At 74.1% G+C, this 18,635-nt stretch carries 13 protein-coding genes and 1 pseudogene; 8 read left to right on the forward strand and 6 right to left on the reverse strand.

Annotation, left to right across the window (positions count from 1 at the left end; genetic code table 11):
- Positions 1 to 30 precede the first annotated feature (30 nt).
- The 5 genes from FU792_RS16420 to FU792_RS16440 are packed head-to-tail and all read left to right on the forward strand — an operon-like array spanning position 31 to position 6,731.
- Positions 31 to 1,095, forward strand: a complete 1,065-nt coding sequence (locus FU792_RS16420) for a UDP-N-acetylglucosamine--LPS N-acetylglucosamine transferase (RefSeq protein ID WP_022923490.1) — start codon at positions 31 to 33, stop codon at positions 1,093 to 1,095.
- Positions 1,092 to 1,721, forward strand: a complete 630-nt coding sequence (locus tag FU792_RS16425) for a hypothetical protein (RefSeq protein ID WP_022923489.1) — start codon at positions 1,092 to 1,094, stop codon at positions 1,719 to 1,721. Before FU792_RS16420 ends, FU792_RS16425 begins: the two co-directional genes overlap by 4 nt.
- A complete protein-coding gene (wecB, locus tag FU792_RS16430; protein WP_022923488.1) occupies positions 1,718 to 2,827 on the forward strand; it encodes a non-hydrolyzing UDP-N-acetylglucosamine 2-epimerase in 1,110 nt (369 codons plus the stop codon). Before FU792_RS16425 ends, wecB begins: the two co-directional genes overlap by 4 nt.
- Positions 2,828 to 5,515 carry a hypothetical protein gene (locus FU792_RS16435; protein ID WP_022923487.1) on the forward strand — a complete coding sequence of 896 codons (2,688 nt, stop codon included), beginning with the start codon at positions 2,828 to 2,830 and terminating at the stop codon, positions 5,513 to 5,515.
- Positions 5,508 to 6,731: a glycosyltransferase family protein gene (locus tag FU792_RS16440; RefSeq protein WP_022923486.1), complete on the forward strand. Its 1,224-nt coding sequence runs from the start codon at positions 5,508 to 5,510 to the stop codon at positions 6,729 to 6,731. Before FU792_RS16435 ends, FU792_RS16440 begins: the two co-directional genes overlap by 8 nt.
- A 104-nt stretch (positions 6,732 to 6,835) precedes the next feature.
- On the opposite strand, the gene FU792_RS16445 is transcribed toward FU792_RS16440, so the two are convergent.
- From FU792_RS16445 to FU792_RS16455, 3 genes and pseudogenes are all read right to left on the reverse strand, one after another.
- Positions 6,836 to 7,129, reverse strand: coding sequence for a glycosyltransferase family 4 protein (locus tag FU792_RS16445; RefSeq protein ID WP_149814911.1), 294 nt, complete (start codon positions 7,127 to 7,129; stop codon positions 6,836 to 6,838).
- Positions 7,107 to 8,966, reverse strand: coding sequence for a glycosyltransferase (locus FU792_RS16450; protein WP_149814912.1), 1,860 nt, complete (start codon positions 8,964 to 8,966; stop codon positions 7,107 to 7,109). Before FU792_RS16450 ends, FU792_RS16445 begins: the two co-directional genes overlap by 23 nt.
- Positions 8,967 to 8,988: 22 nt before the next feature.
- Positions 8,989 to 10,055 (reverse strand): annotated as a pseudogene (locus FU792_RS16455) (inositol-3-phosphate synthase).
- Positions 10,056 to 10,177: 122 nt separating this feature from the next.
- Here FU792_RS16455 and FU792_RS16460 point away from each other — a divergent pair.
- Complete coding sequence (locus tag FU792_RS16460) at positions 10,178 to 12,379, forward strand: transglycosylase domain-containing protein (RefSeq protein ID WP_022923483.1); 2,202 nt, start codon at positions 10,178 to 10,180, stop codon at positions 12,377 to 12,379.
- Positions 12,376 to 13,731 carry a hypothetical protein gene (locus FU792_RS16465; protein WP_022923482.1) on the forward strand — a complete coding sequence of 452 codons (1,356 nt, stop codon included), beginning with the start codon at positions 12,376 to 12,378 and terminating at the stop codon, positions 13,729 to 13,731. The genes FU792_RS16460 and FU792_RS16465 overlap by 4 nt, the downstream gene beginning before the upstream one ends.
- Here FU792_RS16465 and FU792_RS16470 read toward each other — a convergent pair.
- Genes FU792_RS16470 through FU792_RS16480 form a run of 3 tightly spaced genes read right to left on the reverse strand, consistent with a single transcriptional unit; the run spans position 13,680 to position 18,041 of the window.
- Positions 13,680 to 15,992: an acyltransferase family protein gene (locus FU792_RS16470; RefSeq protein WP_022923481.1), complete on the reverse strand. Its 2,313-nt coding sequence runs from the start codon at positions 15,990 to 15,992 to the stop codon at positions 13,680 to 13,682. The genes FU792_RS16465 and FU792_RS16470 overlap by 52 nt on opposite strands.
- Positions 15,989 to 16,573 (reverse strand): hypothetical protein, encoded by a 585-nt coding sequence (locus tag FU792_RS16475; RefSeq protein WP_022923480.1) that lies wholly within the window; start codon positions 16,571 to 16,573, stop codon positions 15,989 to 15,991. Before FU792_RS16475 ends, FU792_RS16470 begins: the two co-directional genes overlap by 4 nt.
- On the reverse strand, positions 16,566 to 18,041 hold the full coding sequence (locus tag FU792_RS16480) for a CCA tRNA nucleotidyltransferase (protein ID WP_022923479.1): 1,476 nt from the start codon (positions 18,039 to 18,041) through the stop codon (positions 16,566 to 16,568). The genes FU792_RS16475 and FU792_RS16480 overlap by 8 nt, the downstream gene beginning before the upstream one ends.
- 81 nt (positions 18,042 to 18,122) lie before the next feature.
- On the opposite strand from FU792_RS16480, the gene FU792_RS16485 reads away from it, so the two are divergent.
- Positions 18,123 to 18,608 (forward strand): NUDIX hydrolase, encoded by a 486-nt coding sequence (locus tag FU792_RS16485; protein ID WP_022923478.1) that lies wholly within the window; start codon positions 18,123 to 18,125, stop codon positions 18,606 to 18,608.
- Positions 18,609 to 18,635: the final 27 nt, after the last annotated feature.

Raw genomic sequence — 18,635 nt, forward strand, 5'->3', positions numbered from 1 at the left:
AGCATATCGCGCTGTGCCATGATCGCCGGTATGTCGTCGGTGCTCCTGCTGTCCAGCAACGGCGCGGGGATGGGGCACCTGACTCGACTGCTGGCGTACGGCCGACGGATGCCCGACGACGTCCACCGTCACGTCGTGTCGCTGTCGCAGGCGGTGCCGGTCGTCAGCGCCGAGGGGCTGCCCTGGGAGTACCTCGTCTCGCAGGGGTCCTCCGGGCTCCGACCGGCCGCCTGGCGCCGGCTCTTCGCCGACCAGCTCGCCGAGATCCTGGACCGGGTCGACCCCGACGTGCTGGTCTTCGACGGGACCCACCCCTACTCCGGGCTGGACGCGGCCCTGGCGAGCCATCCGCGCACCCGCGCCGTCTGGTCGCGGCGCGGGATGTGGCGGCCCGGGCGCAACACCGACCAGCTGGAGAAGGGCGCCTGGTTCGACGCGGTCCTCGAGCCCGGCGACCTGTGCGCGGCGGCCGACCGCGGCGCGACCGCGCAGGTGCCGGACACCGAGGTGGTCCGGGTGCCGCCGGTGACGCTCGTCGACGCCCACCAGCTGCAGGAGCGCGATGCCGCGCGGGCCGCGCTGGGGCTACCGGAACACGGCCCGCTGGCGCTGGTCTCGCTCGGCGCCGGCAACATCAACGACACCGGTGACGAGGTCGGGGCGGCGGCCGCGGCGCTGACCGAGCGCGGGATCGGGGTCTGCGTCACCGCCCCCGCCATCGCCGAGAACGCCTACTCCGGGGACGTGCACCTCGTGCGGCACTTCCCGCTCTCCGAGCACTACCGCGCCTTCGACCTGGTCATCGCTGCGGCGGGCTACAACTCGGTCCACGAGTCGCTGCGGCTCGGCGTGCCGACGATCCTCGTCCCGAACCGCCACACCTCGCTGGACGACCAGGAGGGGCGTGCGGACGAGGCGGCCCGCCGCGGCTGGGCCCTGAGCGCCCCGACGCTCACCGGCGGCCGAGCGGGCGCACTGGTCGGCGAGCTCCTGGACCACGGGACGGAGCTGGCAAAGGCCGCGAGGGCGGCCGATCCCGGCAACGGTGCGGCGGCCGCGGCGGCGGCCATCCTCGACGTGGCGAGCGCGGCATGACCGCGGCGACGGACGCGCAGCGTCGGCAGCAGCAGCGCATGGCCCGGTTGGCGGGCCTGCTCCGACGCGCCCCCGGCTACCGACTGGCGCTGGAGGAGGTGCTGCCCCGGGTGCGGCGCAGCCCGACGCTCACCGACCTCGCGTGGCGCGTCTTCGCCCCCCGGCACGGCGCCGGGCACGTCGACGTCCCGCTGCGGGGCGGCCGGCACGTCACGGGTCCCGACGTCTCGCGGCTGCCCGTGGTCGGGGTGCTGGCGACCGGTCTGGAGGAGGCCGAGGCGGAGGGGCTGATCGAGCGGGTCGCCGCGCTGCAGGCCGAGCTGGCGACCTTCCGGCCGCTGTTCGTCCTCGACCGGCCGGTCTTCGCCGCGGCGCGGCGTCACGACGTCGTCCTCGAGCTGCTCGTGCCGCGCGCCGCCTTCGCGGGTGGTGGCCACGGCGGGCCGGCGGGCTGGGAGGATCACGTCGCCCGGCGGGTCGCGGGCATCGTCGACCATTACCAGCTGTGGCACCTCGCGCGGGCGGGGGCAGACGGATTGGACCCGCTCGACGAGCGCCTGGTGCGCGCCATCGGTGCCCGGCTGCCGGAGGACCTCCGGGCGGGACCGGTCGGGGAGCACCGGTGAGCACGAGCCGGCCGCGGCCGCTCGTCGTCCACGTCACCGGCGCGCGACCGAACTTCCCCAAGGCGGCGCCGGTGATCGAGGGGCTCGGCGCACACGACGTCGACCAGCTCCTGGTGCATACCGGTCAGCACTACGACGACCGGATGAGCACGGTCTTCTTCACCGAGCTCGGCCTGCCCCGCCCGGACGTCGACCTCGGGGTGGGGTCCGGACCTCACGGTGCCCAGACCGCCGCCGCCATGGTGGGCCTGGAGCAGGTGCTGACGCAGCGGCGTCCCGACCTCGTGGTCGTCTACGGCGACGTCAACTCCACGGTGGCCGCCGCGCTCGTAGCCACCAAGCTGCACGTCCCCGTCGCCCACGTCGAGGCGGGTCTGCGCTCCTTCGACCGGCGCATGCCGGAGGAGATCAACCGGATGGTCACCGACCGGATCAGCGATCTGCTCCTCGTGACCTGCCAGGACGCCGCGGACAACCTGGCGGCCGAGGGCGTGGACGCCGCCGCGGTCCACCTCGTGGGCAACCCCATGATCGACACCCTGCTGCGTCACCGGCACCGGCTCGACCCCGCCCGGGTCGCCGACGCGATCGGCCTGGACGCGTCGTCCTACGTCGCCGCGACCCTGCACCGTCCGGGGAACGTGGACGAGGAGGCCTACGCCCGCACCGTCGTGGCGTCGCTGCACGCTGTGGCCGACCAGTGCCCGGTCGTGCTCCCGCTGCACCCTCGCAGCCGTCCCAAGCTGGCCGCCGCCGGGCTGACCGACCACCCCGCGGTGCGGGCCGTGGACCCGTTGGGCTACCTCGACTTCCTCTCGCTCGTGCAGGGCTCCGCGGTCGTCGTGACCGACTCCGGGGGGGTCCAGGAGGAGACCACGGTGCTCGGCGTGCCCTGCCTGACCCTGCGCCCCAACACCGAGCGACCGGTGACGATCACCCACGGCACCAACACGTTGACCACCCACGACGAGCTGCCCGCCGCGGTCGCGGGCACCCTGGCGGCCGGCCGACCGGCGCCCGGGTCCACGCCCGTGCCGCCGCTCTGGGACGGTCAGGCGGGGCCGCGCATCGCCGCCGTCCTCGCCCGTTCCCTGGAGCTGGCCTGAGTGGACGTCGACCCTGCCGCGGTCCTCGCGGGCACCCACCCGCACGGCTACCTGCTCCTCGTCGGAGCCGGCCGGGACGGTGCGCCGAGCGAGGTCGAGAGATGGCGCCGCGACACCGTGAGCCTGCCTGGAGCGACGCTCTGGCTGCAGCCCCGGACCGTCGCGGCGAGCGCGTCCTCGCACCGCGGGCACCTCATCCTCCTCGGCCACCCGGTCGACGTCGCCCGCGGCACGCACGACGGCCCCACCGTCGCGCGCCGGCTCGCCGACACCTGGGCGACCGGCGGCGAGCAGGCCCTGGTGCGGGAGACGGCATACCTCGGGGGCAGGTTCACCCTCGTGGCGCGGACCGCGGACCGCACCGGCGAGGAGGCGGTCGCGGGGCGCGGGCCGGACCCGGAGCTCCTCGTCGTCCCGGACACCATGGCGAGCCAGCCCGTCCTCGTCGGACGGACCGCCGACCGGGCCGCCGTCGGCAGCTCTCCCGTGCTGGTCGCCGATGCTCTCCGCTTCGAGGTGGATCCGGAGGCCGAGGCCCTGCTCGCCACGCTGCGGGAACGGATGGCGGGCCGGGTGAGCTATCTGCCGGGAGTCCGGACCGCCTACCGGGGAGTCCGGGCGGTGCTGCCCAACACGATGCTCCGGCTACGGGTGGGCGCGGACGGGCCGGTCACCGGCTACGAGCGCTTCTGGCCGTGGCAGCCCCGGGTGGAGAACCCGGACGTGGAGACGGTCCACGCCGAGTTCCGGGAGCGCCTCACCGCGCACCTCCGGCTGCTCGCCGACCTGGGTCGCCCCGCGGTCAGCCTCACCGGTGGGCTGGACAGCAGGGTGAGCGCCGCGGCAGCGGCACCGGCACTGCGCGCGCGGGACGGGTTCGCCTTCACCTACGTCAACCCTCGCGAGGCGGTCGGCAGCGACTCCGCCGTGCAGGACGTGCTGGGCGCCCGCGACGTCGCCGGGCAGCTCCGGCTGCCGCACCGCGTGCTGCGCTGGCGGCAGCCGCCGCGCGGGGGCACCTTCGACGTCGTGAGCCGGCGCACCTACGCCCCACGGATCACCTCTCGGGGCGCCGCCCACGCGATGTGGGCGGACCTGCCCGCCGACCTCGTGCAGCTGCAGAGCAACGGCGCCGAGATCGCCACGACCTACACGAAGGCGGTGACCCGCCCGCCGCACGAGCTGGACGCCCGGTGGCTCACGCGGATCTTCGCCGGTGGGCGACCAGGGGCGCACGACGACCTTGCCGAGCAGCTCTACGGGGACTACCTGGAGCAGGCGCCGCTGTCGGAGGCCGACCTGCTCGGCCACGACGCCTACGACCTCGTCTACTGGGAGCAGCGGATGGGCCGCTGGGGATGGCAGAAGTTCTGCGACGGCGACTTCGGGCACCGGGTGCTGCTCCCCTTCAACGACCGGCGGCTGCTGGAGACGATGCTCTCGCTGCCCTACCCGCTGCGTCGCGACAAGGTGCTCTTCCACCGGCTCCTGGACGACCTGGGTGTCCGCGAGCCCGCCCGAGGACCGGCGGCCCCGCAGCGCGCCTCGCCAGCCCGGCCGGGAGTGGCAGCCCCGACACCTCCGGGACCGACCCGGCTGCGACGCCTCACCGACCTGCTGCCGTGGCGCCGGACGCCGCGCCCAGCCGACCCGGCAGGGCCGCACGACGCCGACCCGACACCGCAGGGCCCCGGCCTGCCCTGGGGATACGCCCTCGTCGCCCGGAGATCGCCCAGCACCAGCATCCCGGACGGCTTCCTGCACACCGAGCTGCCCGGATCACTCGGCCTGCACCGGCATCCGTCGCTCCCGGCGGCGCTCTCGGGCCGACAGGGCAGGTTCGCCCTGGTCCTGGGTGAGCCGTGCGACCTGCCGGACGGACGGGACGGACCGGCACCGGTCGCCGACCTCCTGCACCAGCTCGTCGTCGAGGACCCCTCGCTCGACCGCGCCGCCACGCGGGCCGCAGCCCTCACCGGTGCCTGGGCCGTGGTCCTGGGCGGACCTGACGGGTCCCTCGTGCTCGGCGACCCGGTGGGTGCGCTCGGCCCCTGGTTAAGCACGGACGGGACGACCCTGGCGAGCGGTGCCGCCCTCCTGCCGGACGGACCGTCGCCGCCCGAGACGCTGGGCGCGCGCTCGGCCCTGCTCTCCTCCGGGTCGGGCGGGCGCCGGACGTGGCGGCCTGGGCCGCTGCCCGAGCTCGACGCGTATGCGGAGCGGCTCGGCACCACCGCGCCGGAGCGCCTCCGCCGGCAGGTGGAGCTGCTGCTCCGCCGCGGTCCGGCGGTCCTGTGCGCCGGCCCGGAGGCCAGCCTGCTCGGCCCGGAGCCCGTGCCGGACAGCGCACCAGCGGTGACGTGCTGGGACCCCTCCACCCAGGCCGGCACCCTGACGATGCTGCACGCCACGGACCGGGCCTTCGCCGCACGGCGCGAGCTGCGGCTGCTCAGCCGCGCCGCAGGAGCGGACTGGAGCACCACGCTGGACCAGGAGATCGACCCGGGGGCCGTCCTGTGGCTCGGGCTGGGGTCCTCGCCGGATCCCGACCGGGAGGAGCCCGGCGCGCTGGACCTCGTCGCGGGGGTCCGCCCGGTGGCGCTGCCGTGGAGCGACCGCGTGCTCGACCTGCTGGGCGGCCCGGCCGCGGCGCTCGCGGACGCCAGTAGAGTGCGGGGCGATGGCTGAGACGACCCCCGCGGCGCCCGACCCCGCCGACGAGCACCCCTCGTCGGGCCCCGCCGAGGACCTGGTCGTCTCCTACTGCTTCCCGCCCTACGTCGACACCTCGGCGATCGTCGCCGCCAAGCGGGTCCGCGAGGCGGGGCGGTCGGTCGACGTGCTGCAGAACAAGATGTCCAGCCAGCGCAGCACCGACCCCGGGCTGGCGAGCATCGCCGACCACCTCGTGGTCCGCCGCCACCAGCTGCCGTCCCCCACGCTGTTCTCCTCCTGGCGCGGCATCACCGGCTTCACCCAGCGCGGCCTCCAACGGGCCCTGCAGTGGGACCGGGAGGGTGCCGGGTACGCCCGCCTCTACAGCCGCGCGCACTTCACCGCCAGCCACGTCCTCGCCGCGCGACTGGCGCTGCTCCGCCCGGGGATGCGCTGGACAGCGGAGTTCTCCGACCCGTTGTCCCGGGACGTCACCGGGGCGGTGCGGCACGCGCCCGCGCAGGACGGGCCGCTGCTGGAGGTGCTCGGCGGGGGCATCTCGCGCGCCGGCTTCCGGCCACCGACGACCGGCAACTCCTTCCAGTGGGCCGAGCAGCTCGCCTTCGCCCTCGCCGACACACTCGTCTTCACCAACGAGCACCAGCGCGAGCTGATGCTCGAGACGGTCGAGGACGACCAGCTCGTGGAACGGGTCCGGGGGCGCAGCGAGGTCTCACCGCACCCGACGCTGCCCCCGTCGTTCTACACGATGGCCGACCCCGACTACCCGCTCGACCCGGACCGTCGGCACCTGGGCTACTTCGGCAACTTCTACGCCACCCGCGGGATGGGCAGCGTGCTCGCCGCGCTGGAGGCGCTGCCGGGCCGGCTCCGGTCGCAGGTCTGCCTGCACGTCTTCGCCGGGCGGCGCGAGGAGGTCGAGCGGGAGGTGGAGCGCCGCGGTCTCGGCGACTGCGTGCGCGTCGGGCCGTTCGTGGGCTACCTCGACTTCCTCGCCCTCTGCACCCGGATGGACGTGCTCCTCGTCAGCGACGCGGTGACCGACGGGCTGCTCGCGACCAACCCCTTCCTGCCGAGCAAGTGGAGCGACTACCGCGGCAGCGGCACCTCCGTGTGGGGCATGGTGGAGCCCGGCTCCGTGCTCGACGCCCAGCCGCTGCAGCACCGCTCGCCGGTGGAGCACACCTCGGCCGCGGTGCAGGTGCTGGCCGAGATCGCCCGCGGCTGACCACCGACCGGCGACGTCAGGCCCCGGCACGACTTTCTACGGTCGGTGACCAGCACCCGAGCAGCACCGACCGGGGAAGTCCCGCCCCGGCGCGATCTCCCCGGTCAGGAGCCCAGGATCAGGTCGACGAGCTCGGAGCCGGCCGCTCCTGCCGTGAAGCGTCGCTCGACGAGTGCGCGGGCCTGCTCCGAGGCCGCGGACCACCCCGGCTCCTCGGCGACCGACCGGATCCGGGCGACGGCCTCGTCGACGGTGTCGACGACCCAGTCGCCGAACAGCCCCCGGGCCCCGCCCAGCGGGGCGAAGACCGGCCAGTCGCGGACGACCGGCACGGCGCCGGAGGCGGCACCCTCGACCAGCGCCAGGCCGAAGGACTCACGCCGGCTCGTCGACAGCACGACACCCGACGCCGCCAGGTGCGGCGCCAGATCCCGGGTGCGAGCCGACGAAGCGCACCGCGCCGCGCACGTCCTCGTGGGTGATCCGGTCGCGGAACGCCCGGGCATACTCCTGCTGCGAGGCGATCGTGCCGTCCGGGAAGTCGGTGCCGACGAGCGTCAGCGTCCACGCGGGGTCGTCCTCCCGGAGCCGGGCCAGGACCTCCAGGGCCCAGAGCGGATCCTTGACCCGCTGGGCCCAGCCGACCATGAGGAGCCGGCGGCGATGGCCCTCGACCTTCTCGGTGGGGATGCGCGCCGGGTCCAGGAGGTTGGGCAAGACCCGCACCTGCGTGTCCCGCAACCGCTCGCCGAGGAGGGTCTGCACCATCCGCCGCAGGTGGTCGCTGACGAGGACCAGGACATCGACCCTGCTCCAGTCGAGCAGGTGGATCCACGGGGAGAAGGCGTCCATGCTGTGGATGCGCAGGGTCACCCGGACCCCGGCGGGCGCGCTCATGACCGCCGCCATCGACCCGCGGTCGGCCCAGTCGACGAAGAGGGCGTGGGCCGCCTCCAGCTCCTCCAGCAGCTCGTAGTCCGGCACCCACTCCTCCCCCAGGGCCTGGCCCAGCCGGGCGCGGACCAGCTCACGGCGCGTGCCCAGCCCCCGCAGCTGGTCCCGGGTCCGCAGCTCGGTGAGATGCACCTGCGCGCGGTCCTCCAGGGCGCGGCGGACCGGGACGGCGAACTGCGGGTACGAACCGGGCACCACCACCACCCGCGGCCCGACCCTGAAGGAGTCCCGGGTCGCCGCGGTCCGTCCGGCGGCCCGGTGCAGGACCGGGGCCCGGGGGACCGGGGCGGCCAGGAGCCGGCCGACGCGCGAGGCGCGCCAGTCGGCGAGGTAGGCGTCCGGCTCGGTCACCAGCGCGGAGGAGACCCCGTCGGCGTGCAGCTCGCGGTGGAAGAGCAGCTGCAGCGCCAGGCCGGCCAGCCGCGCGACGGTCTCGACGTCCGGTGACGCGGTGCTCAGCTCCTCGTCGGCGGCCGCGAGCAGCGACCGGACGGCGTCGGCCGTGCCGGGCTGGTCCCGCCCGGAGCGGGAGATCTCGACCAGCTGCCGCAGACCACGGCGCACCGACTCCTCCGAGGGATCACCGCCGGGCGCGGCCTCGGGCAGGAAGCCGACGACCCGGTGGGCGAGCGCATACTCCCCGGTTGCGTGCAGGGCCTCCACGAGCGGGACGAGCAGCGGCTGGTGCCGTGCCGGCACGCGACCACCCGTGCGCCCGACGTGGTCGAGCAGCTCGGTCGCCAGCTCGGGGTCCAGGCGGTGGGCCCCCGCGCGGACCCGCCGCCGGAGCCCCACCCAGACCTCGTCCTGCCGCTTCGTGGCCTCCAGCTCGGCGTGCGTGAGGAGCGTGACCGGCGCGGCACCGGGCCGACCGAAGAGGCGGAGTGCCTCTGCCCCCACGGGCAGCAAAAGGTCGGCGTCGTGCAGGGTGCGTCGGGCGCGCAGGTCGCCGCGCAGCCGCCGGGCCAGGACCCCGCGGTCACGCCACCACGCAGCCGGAGCGGGTCGCAGCACACGGCGCAACGCCTGTCGCGCACCGCCTGCGTCGGCCGCGCCGACGCGCACCCGGCCGCGGAAGGAACGCAACGACGGTCCCGGCTCCCCCTCGGCCCACACCAGCACGACCCGGTGCCCGTGGTCGGTCAGGGAACGCAGCCGGGACGCCGCCTCGTCCAGCTCGGCGGCATACCGGGCGACGGCGACGATGCGACGTGGACCCGCGTGCGGTCCGGTCAGCACGCCGGGCGGGCTGGAGCGGGGATCGGGCGGCTCGGCGGGCACTCCCCGACCCTACCCACGTCCATCAGCCGCGGATGAAGGCCTCGACCTCGGCCCGGCCCTGGTCGTCGGGCAGCTGCACCGGCGGGCTCTTCATGAGGTAGGCGGAGGCGCCGACGACCGGGCCCCCCTCCCCGCGGTCCAGGGCGATCTTGGCCGCCCGGATCGCGTCGATGATGATGCCTGCCGAGTTCGGGCTGTCCCAGACCTCGAGCTTGTACTCCAGGTTGAGGGGGACGTCACCGAAGGCACGGCCCTCGAGCCGGACGTAGGCCCACTTGCGGTCGTCCAGCCACTGGACGTAGTCGGACGGGCCGATGTGCACGTCCCGGTCCGCGAGCGCGGTGGAGATGTTGGAGGTCACCGCCTGGGTCTTGGAGACCTTCTTGCTCTCCAGCCGCTCCCGCTCCAGCATGTTCTTGAAGTCCATGTTGCCGCCGACGTTGAGCTGGTAGGTCCGGTCCAGCGCCACCCCGCGCTCCTCGAACAGCCGGGCGAGGACCCGGTGGGTGATCGTGGCCCCCACCTGGCTCTTGATGTCGTCCCCCACGATGGGGACCCCCGCCTCGGTGAACTTCGCCGCCCACTCCGGGTCGCTCGCGATGAAGACGGGCAGCGCGTTGACGAAGGCCACCCCGGCGTCGAGGGCGCACTGGGCGTAGAACTTGTCCGCCTCCTCACTGCCGACCGGGAGGTAGGACACGAGCACGTCGGCCCGTGCGTCGCGCAGCGCCTGCACGACGTCCACCGGCTCCTCCAGCGACTCCTCGACCGTGAGGGCGTAGTACTTGCCCAGGCCGTCAGCGTCGGACCCCGCTGCACCATGACCCCGGTGTCCGGGACCTGCGCGAAGGTGACCGTGTTGTTCTCCCCGGCCTGGATCGCCTTGGACAGCTCCTGACCCACCTTGGCGGCGTCGACGTCGAAGGCGGCGACGAACTCCAGGTCACCGACGTGGTAGTCGCCGAAGCGCACGTGCATCAGGCCGGGCACGGAGGCGTCCGGGTCGGCGTCCCGGTAGTACTCCACTCCCTGCACGAGCGAGCTGGCGCAGTTGCCCACGCCCACGACCGCCACTCTCACCGACGACATGAGGACTCCTTGCTGACACGGCACGGGCGGCCCACCTGGGCCACCCCTTCTCGTGACCTGCCAACGCCGCCGACCGCACGGGCATTCCGGGGCGGCCGCAGGCACCGGGGCACAATGGGGGCGTGAGCAGCTCCAGCACCACACCCCGTTCCCGCCGCCCGTCCGGCACCCGGAAGCGCCGCGCGGGTCGCCGTGGCGTGCTCCGCCGCGTCCTGCTGTGGATCACCGGCCTGGGTCTGCTGGCGATCCTGCTGGCGGTGGGGGTCTTCGCGTGGGCGTATGCCCGGACCGACGTCCCCGAGCCCAACGACTTCGCCGAGGCGCAGAGCTCGATCCTCTACTACGCGGACGGCGAGACCGAGCTGGCGCGGTTCACCGGGGGCTACGACCGCGAGTCGGTCCCGCTGTCCGAGGTGCCCGAGCACGTGCGCTACGCCATGCTGTCGGCCGAGGACCGTTCCTTCTACGAGAACGAGGGGGTCTCGATCACCGGTACCGCACGGGGGGCCTGGCGCACGCTGACCGGCGACGGCCTGCAGGGCGGCTCGACGATCACCCAGCAGTACGTCAAGAACTACTACCTCACCGCGGACCAGACGCTGCAGCGCAAGTTCACCGAGATGATCATCGCGATCAAGATCGACAACGAGCTGGCCAAGGACGAGGTCCTGGAGAACTACCTCAACACGATCTACTTCGGGCGGGGCGCCTACGGCATCCAGACCGCGAGCCGCGCCTACTTCGACAAGGACGTGTCCGAGCTCGACGTGGAGGAGGGTGCCTTCCTCACCGGGGTCACCAACGCGCCGTCGCTGTTCGACCCGGACTACGCCGAGGGCAACGACGAGCGCGCGCAGGAGCGGGTGGCCTACGTCCTGGACGGGATGGTCGAGGAGGGCTGGCTGGACGCCTCGGAGCGCGACGGGCTGGGCCTGCCCGAGATCCAGGAGCCGCAGCCCTCGACCGCGGCCCAGGGCGTCGAGGGCTACATCGCCCAGGAGGCGCGTGACGAGCTCAAGGAGGTGCTGGGCGTCGACGACGCCGAGATCGACGGTGGCGGGCTCCGGGTGACGACCACCATCGAGCAGGACCACCAGGAGGCGGCCGCGGAGGCGGTAGAGCTCTACCGCCCCACCGGTGAGGGCACCGACGACATCACCGTCGCGCTGACGTCGGTCCGCCCCGGGGACGGTGCCGTCACCGCGATGTACGGCGGCGAGGACTACCAGGAGACGCAGCTCAACTCCGCGACCGACGCCCAGGTCCAGGCCGGCTCGCTGTTCAAGCCGGTCACGCTGCTGGCCGCCGTGCAGGAGGGCGTGGACACGCTCCAGACCTTCGAGGGGCCGACGCCGATGTCCTTCGGCGACACCGGCGACCTCGAGGTCAACAACTTCCGCGACCTCAGCTTCGGCGTGATCGACCTGCGGATCGCCCTGGCGGAGTCGGTCAACACGATCTACGTGCAGCTCAACGAGCAGATCGGCCCGGAGGCGACCCGGCAGGCAGCGGTCGACCTCGGGCTGCCGGAGGACACCCCGGGGCTGGACACCGACCTGACCAACGTGCTCGGCACGGCCTCACCGACACTCCTGCAGATGACGAACGCCTACGCCACCCTCGCCGCCGAGGGAGAGCGGGCCACGCCCTACCTCGTCTCCCGGGTGGAGACCGTCGCCGGCGACACGACCTACGAGGCCGAGCCGGAGACCACCAAGGCCGTCGACCGTGACGCCGCGGTCGACGTCACCGACGCCATGACCTACGTGGTCAAGCAAGGCTCGGGCATGTCGGCCGGTGATCTCGGCCGGCCGGCCGCCGGCAAGTCCGGCACCAGCGAGCGCAACGTGTCGGCCTGGTTCGACGGCTTCGTCCCGCAGCTGGCGGCCGGGGTCGTGATGTACAAGGGCGACGGCACGGTGCCGATGCAGGACGTGGCCGGGATCGACCAGATCACCGGTGGCACCTTCCCCGCCCAGGTCTGGGGCGAGTTCATGCGCCAGGCCATGGAGGGCGAGGAGATCCAGGAGTTCTCCCCGCGGGTGGGGACCAGCGGACCGACCGGCACCCCCGCCCCCACCACGCAGGCACCGGCCCCGGAGCCGACGACCTCCGAGGAGACGACCGAGCCCACCGAGACGACGTCGGAGGAGCCGACCGAGACGACCTCGGAGGAGCCGACCGAGACGACCTCGGAGGAGCCGACGACCACCGAGCCGACCGAGTCGAGCCCGGCGCCGACCACCCCCGCACCCACCAGCCCGGCGCCCACCCCCACGAGCCCCGACCCGACCGAGGGGTCGTCCCCCTCGCCGACCGGGTGAGCGACCGCTCGCCCTTCCCGGACCGCCGCCACGTCGATCCACCCTGGGACGTCCCGTCCTGGTCGGACCCGGTGGTCGCGCGGGCCACCGGGGCGCTGGGGGGCCCGCTCGGCCGGTTCGCCGTCGTGGGCGGAGCAGGTCTGGCCGGGGTGGCCGCCGCCCTGGTGGCGCTGGGGACGATCGCGCTGTCGCTCGGCGTGTGGCGATCCGGTCACTGCCTGATGAAGGGCTGGAACACGCCGGACCAGTTCTGGCGCGCCTGCTACTCCGACCTGCCGGTCGTGCACGTCAGCTCCCCGCTCGCCGAGCGCGCCCTGCCCTGGGTCGGCGAGGGGGCCGCGACCGGCACCGCCCCGCTCGCCGGGGCCGTCATGTGGCTCCTCGCCCGTGTCTCGCCCGTCGCCGGCGACGGCGTCGCCGCGCAGCAGTGGATCTTCACCCTCTGGGCACTCGTCTGCGTGCCGCTGGTGGCCGCGGCCGTCCTGGCCCTGGTGAGCCTGTCCCCCGGAGCGCCGTGGCGGGCGGCGCACCTGGCGGCGAGCCCGGTGCTGGTGCTCCTGGCGCACGTGTCGACGGACCTGCTCGGGGTCACCCTCATGGTCCTCGGGCTGTGGGCCTGGCGACGGGACCGCCCCTGGGTCTGCGGCCTGCTGCTGGGGGCGGCGCTGCTCGTCCGTCCCTTCCCGCTGCTGCTGCTGGCGGCCATCCTGCTGGTCGGGGTGCGCCGCGGGCAGACCCTGCCCGCCCTCCAGGCACTCGTCGGGACGGTGCTGGGGGCGTTGGTCGTGCTGCTCCCCCTCGTCACCCTGCAGCCCGAGTCGCTCTCCGCCGCCCAGCTGTGGTGGGGCCAGCCCGCCGGGTACGGCGCGCTGCAGATGATCCCCCGGCTGCTCGGGTCCACCGTCCCCACCTGGGTGACGACAGCCGTGGCGGTGACGGGGTGGGTGGTCGCCCTGGTCGTAGGCTTCCGTGCGTCCCGGCGGCCCGAGCTCGACGTCGAGCAGGTCACCGCCCTGATGCTCCTCGTGGTAGCCCTGACCGCGGCCTCGGTGTCGGTCCAGAGCGGGCTGTGGGTGCTGCCCTTCCTCGCGACGGCCGCGATCCGGTGGGCCGAGCACCTCCTCTGGGCGCTCGCGGAGGGCCTGGTCTTCCTCACCACCTGGCTGCACATCGCCTTCGCGAGCGACCCCGGACGTGGCCTCCCGGGGGACGCCTACGCCCTGACCGTCGTGCTGCGCGCGGCGGCCTGGGCCTGGATCCTGTGGCGGGTGGGCTCGCGTCCGGCGCCGCAGGTCGCTGCTCAGCGCCCGGTGCCGACCTCGACGCCGGCGCGGACCGTCTCCCCGAGCTGATCGGTGCGCACGACCGGCATCACCTGCTCCTCCACGACGTCGCGCAGCGAGCGGACGTAGGTGGCCGAGAGGTGGTTGCTGTCGCGCCAGACCACGACCTCCCCCACGATCGGGCTGCAGGTGCGGCCCGGGCACACGGCAGCGGTGAGGTCCAGGACCGGTAGCCCGGGGCGCTGCTCGGCGAGCAGCTCGTGCCCGGTGCCGGAGGCGTCCAGACCGTCCTGCCGGTCGAAGGAGCACTGCGGCACGTCCTCCTGGTTCTCCAGCAAGCAGGCCGGCACGTCGAAGGGCGCGCGGGGGACGTCCCGGATGAGCGCCGCGCGCATCCCGGCCTCGTCCAGCATGTCGATCCGCCGACCCAGACCGGCAGCCACCTTCTCCGCCCCGGTGGTGCCGTAGGACGCGCTGGAGAGCAGCACGACATCCGGTGACTGCTCCAGGAGCACCTCGTCGAGGTTGTCCTGCCACGTGCTGCACTGCCGGTAGTCCCCGGCCTGCCCGGTGCGCTCGATGGTCAGCCCGCGCGCCGGGGGGCAGGACGACTTGGTCATGGCGATGACGCGCCAGCCGCGGTCGCGCCCGATCTGGTCCAGCGCCGTCATCCACATGCTCGCGTGGCTGTCACCGATGAGGGCCACGGTGCGTGTCCCGTCCGGGTCCCCGGCCTCGCACACCCCGACGCGGGTGCCGCTCAGCCCCACGAAGCAGTCCTCCGGCTCCAGCGCCGGGACGTCGTCGGGCACCTGCTCCAGCGGCACCGCAGGCTCACCCACCTCCTGGGGCACCTCGACCACGGCAGGTGGCTCGCCGAGCGCGCCCGACACCCCGCTGCCGGCCGCCGCGGCCTCGACCGGGACATCTGCCGGCGTCGTCGGCGCCGGCGTCGTCGCCGGGTCGTCGACCCCCACCGCGAGGGTGTCGGCCCCGACCGGGGACCGCATCTCGTCGACCACGGCCGGGGTCCGCCACCGGGCGGCGCTCTCCGTCGGCGAGGGCGGCGCCACGGCGATCACGGCCACGCCCAGCGCGGCCCCCGCCAGGGTGCAGTTCAGCCCGAGGCGCAGGGTTCGCCACGTCGCCTGCCCGGGCGTGAGGCGGGCCGCGAGCAGCCGACCGTGCCGTCGCACCGGGTCCTCCACCAGCACGAAGGACAACCAGGCCGGCACCACGGCGAGCGCGAGCGCCAGCAGGCCCCAGCCCACCGGCAGCGTGTCCGGACCGCCCCGACCGACGTGGACGAGCTCGGCGGCCACCGCGATGAAGGGCCAGTGCCACAGGTAGAGGCTGTAGGACAGCCGCCCCAGCCACTGCAGCGGCGACCAGCGCAGCAGCAGGACCGGCCCCATGCGCCCGGCTGCGGGTCCGGCGAGCAGGACCAGCGCGGTGCCACCCGTCGGCAGCAGCGCCCAGAGGCCGGGGAAGAGCGTCTCCCGCGTGATGACGACGAGCGAGAGGACGATGAGCGACAGCCCGGTCCAGCCGGCCACCGCCGCCACCCACCGCGGCAACCGTGGCCAGGCACGGGCCCCGAGCGCGACGATCGCGCCCAGCATCAGCTCGTGCACCCTCGTCGGGGTGACGAAGTAGGCGGCCGGCTCCTCGAGCGTCCACCACCAGGACAGCGCGAGCGAGGCGCCGAACAGTGCCAGGGTGACGACCCAGGAGGCGGCGCGGAAGACGCGGGCCCGGCCCGCGGCATACACGAGGAGGCCGAGCAGGATCACCGGCCACAGGAGGTAGAACTGCTCCTCGACGGACAACGACCAGTAGTGCTGCAACGGGCTGGGGGCGCGCTCCAGGTCGAGGTAGTCCACCGAGCGCCACGCCATGCGCCAGTTGACGACGTAGGTCGCGGAGGCCACGAGGTCACCACCCACCTCAGCCCACCGGCCACGCGGGAGGAAGACCACCGTGAGCAGCGCCGTCCCGGCGAGCGCGGCGAGGGCGGCCGGCAGCAGTCGGCGGGCGCGGCGCGCGTAGAACCTGGCGAGGTCGATCCGCCCGCGGGCCCGCCCCTCCTCCAGCAGGAGGGAGGTCATGAGGAAACCGCTGACGACGAAGAAGACGTCCACCCCGGCGAAACCACCGGGCAGCAGTGTCACCCCAGCGTGCCAGAGCATGACCCCGAGCACCGCGAGCGCGCGCATGCCCTCGATGTCGGCGCGGAAGCCGCGAGGGACGGGTGGCACCCGCAGCGCGTGCCGCGCGGCGTGCAGCGCCCTGGCACGGGTCCGGGTGAGCGGTGCCTGGTCGGAGGTCACGGGGCACCCACCGGTCGCTCGGCACCTGCTCCGGCCACCGGATGACGCCGCCACGTCCGGTGGGTCCCCTCGGCCCACGCCGCCGCCAGCAGACCCAGCCCGGCCAGCACCAGCCAGCCCGCCCCCCCGGGGTCGACCGGGTCCGTGGGCACCTCGGCGGGCGCGACCAGCTCCAGCTCGTCCGGTTGCCCCTGCACGGTCATCGCGGCCGCGGTGTCCGCCGCCACGGCCGCCAGCCGCGGGTCGGGCGCCTCCGCGCGGACGTGGACGCGCAGGTCGCCCTGCTCGTGCCGGACCGTGAGCTGCACGCTCCCCCGCAGGTCGGGGCCCAGCTCGACGGCCCGCTCGACGTCCCGCTCCAGGTCGGGGTCGGTCATGCCGACGGAGACCTGGTCGGCGACCCGCTCCTGGCCCGCGGCGACGGTGGCCTCCGCGGCATACGTCAGGGGACGCAGCAGGTCCCATCCCCCGACCAGGAGGGTGAGCAGCAGCACCGCGGTGATCCAGGGGATGCCGGACAGCCGCTGGGTCCACCGTGTCGGTGCGTCCTGGCCGTGCCGGGCGCGGCTGTGCCTACCCACTGCTGCGCTCCTGCTCCGCCCACCACCTCAGCAGCTCGGCGCGCGCGCCGTCCTCACCCAGCAGCCCCTGGTCGAGCCGCACCGACAGCAGATGCTGGTAGGCGCGGCCCAGCTCCGGGCCCGGCCGGATCCCGAGGACCTCCCCGATCTGGTGACCGTCCAGCTCGGGTCGCACGGCGGCCAGCTCCTCCTCCTCGCGCAACCGGGAGATCCGCTGCTCCAGGTGGTCGTAGCTGGCAGCCAGCCGAGCCGCCTTGCGGCGGTTGCGGGTGGTGCAGTCCGAGCGCGTGAGCTTGTGCAGGCGACCGAGCAGCGGGCCGGCGTCGGTGACGTAGCGGCGCACGGCGGAGTCGCTCCACTCGCCCGTGCCGTAGCCGTGGAACCGCAGGTGCAGCTCGACCAGGCGAGTGACCGCCTTCACCGTCTCCTTGTCGAAGCGCAGCGCCCGGAGCCGGGCCCGGGTCATCTTGGCCCCGACGACCTCGTGGTGGTGGAAGCTGACGCCTCCGCCCGGCTCGAACCGCCGGGTCGCCGGCTTGCCGATGTCATGCAGCAGCGCGGCCAGACGCAGCACCAGATCCGGACCGGGGACCGCGTCCTCGTCCTCCGCTCCCGGCGCGTCCTCGAGGTCGATGGCCTGCTGCAGGACCGTGAGGCTGTGCTCGTAGACGTCCTTGTGCCGGTGGTGCTCGTCGACCTCCAGCTGCAACGCCGGGAGCTCGGGGAGCACCTCGTCGGCCAGGCCGGTGGAGACCATGACCTCGAGCCCGGCACGCGGGTCCGCGCTCAGCATGAGCTTCACCAGCTCGTCACGCACCCGCTCGGCCGACACGATCCGGAGGCGCTGCGCCATGTCGGTCATCGCCTCCCGGACGTCGTCGTCGGGGACGAACCCGAGCTGCGCCGTGAAGCGCGCGGCGCGCATCATCCGCAGCGGGTCGTCGCTGAAGGAGACCTCGGGACGGTGCGGGGTGCGCAGCCGGCGGTGCGCCAGGTCCTCCAGCCCACCGTGCGGGTCGACGAAGGTGAGGTCGGGGAGCCGCAGCGCCATCGCGTTGACCCGGAAGTCCCGACGGACGAGGTCCTCCTCCAACGACTCCCCGAACGCCACGACCGGCTTGCGCGTCTGCCCGTCGTAGGCGTCGGCACGGTAGGTGGTGAACTCCAGGGTCGCCCCGGCCCGACGGGCCCCGATGGTCCCGAAGGCGCGCCCGACGTCCCAGGTCGTGTCGGCCCAGCCACCGAGCGTCCGCTCGATCTGGTCCGGGGTGGCGGACGTGGTGAAGTCGAGATCTGTCGAGGTCCGCCCGAGGAAGGCGTCCCGCACCGGGCCGCCGACCAGAGCGACGTCGTGGCCGGCGTCCGCGAAGAGCTCGCCGACCTCGGTGAGCAGCTCCCTCGACGGGGTCAGCTCACGCAGGGCGCGCAGGAGCAGCGCGCCGTCGCTCGTGATCTGGGTGGCGGACATCGGATCCAGGGTAGTCGGCCGGTCGGTGCGCGGGTGCCGTCGCTCCCGTTCCGTGCCCGGCCCACTCGTTACAGTGGGTGGATGACCACCACGCCGCCGCGCCAGCACCTGGGCGCGAGACGGTTGCCGTCGGTCAACGAGACATCCGCAGGGGGCGTGGTCATCGATGTCGTGGACGGGCGGGCCCGTATCGCCATCATCGCGCGTCGCAACCGTTCGGGACGGGTGGAGTGGTGCCTGCCCAAGGGACACGTGGAGCCCGGCGAGACCCTGGTGCAGACGGCGGAGCGGGAGGTGGCCGAGGAGACCGGGATCGAGGGTCGCGTCCTCGTGACCCTGGGGACGATCGAGTACTGGTTCACCACACCGTCGCACCGCATCCACAAGATGGTGCACCACTATCTCCTGGAGGCGACGGGCGGGCATCTCACCATCGAGAACGACCCGGACCACGAGGCCATCGACGCGGTCTGGGCACCGCTGGACGAGGTGCACCGCACCCTGACCTTCCCCAACGAGCGGCGTATCGCCCGCGAGGCGTGGTCACGCCTCACCCGGAGCGCCTGAGACCTCCGTGACCAGAGTCCCCGCTCG

It is taken from the genome of Serinicoccus marinus DSM 15273, assembly GCF_008386315.1.
Taxonomy (GTDB): domain Bacteria; phylum Actinomycetota; class Actinomycetes; order Actinomycetales; family Dermatophilaceae; genus Ornithinicoccus; species Ornithinicoccus marinus.

Excerpts from the sequence above, each read along its gene's own strand:
- FU792_RS16420 (WP_022923490.1), top strand. The coding sequence starts at position 31 with ATGTCGTCGGTGCTCCTGCTGTCCAGCAACGGCGCGGGGATGGGGCAC.
- FU792_RS16425 (WP_022923489.1), top strand. The coding sequence starts at position 1,092 with ATGACCGCGGCGACGGACGCGCAGCGTCGGCAGCAGCAGCGCATGGCC.
- FU792_RS16440 (WP_022923486.1), top strand. The coding sequence starts at position 5,508 with ATGGCTGAGACGACCCCCGCGGCGCCCGACCCCGCCGACGAGCACCCC.
- FU792_RS16480 (WP_022923479.1), bottom strand. The coding sequence starts at position 18,041 with ATGTCCGCCACCCAGATCACGAGCGACGGCGCGCTGCTCCTGCGCGCC.
- FU792_RS16485 (WP_022923478.1), top strand. The coding sequence starts at position 18,123 with ATGACCACCACGCCGCCGCGCCAGCACCTGGGCGCGAGACGGTTGCCG.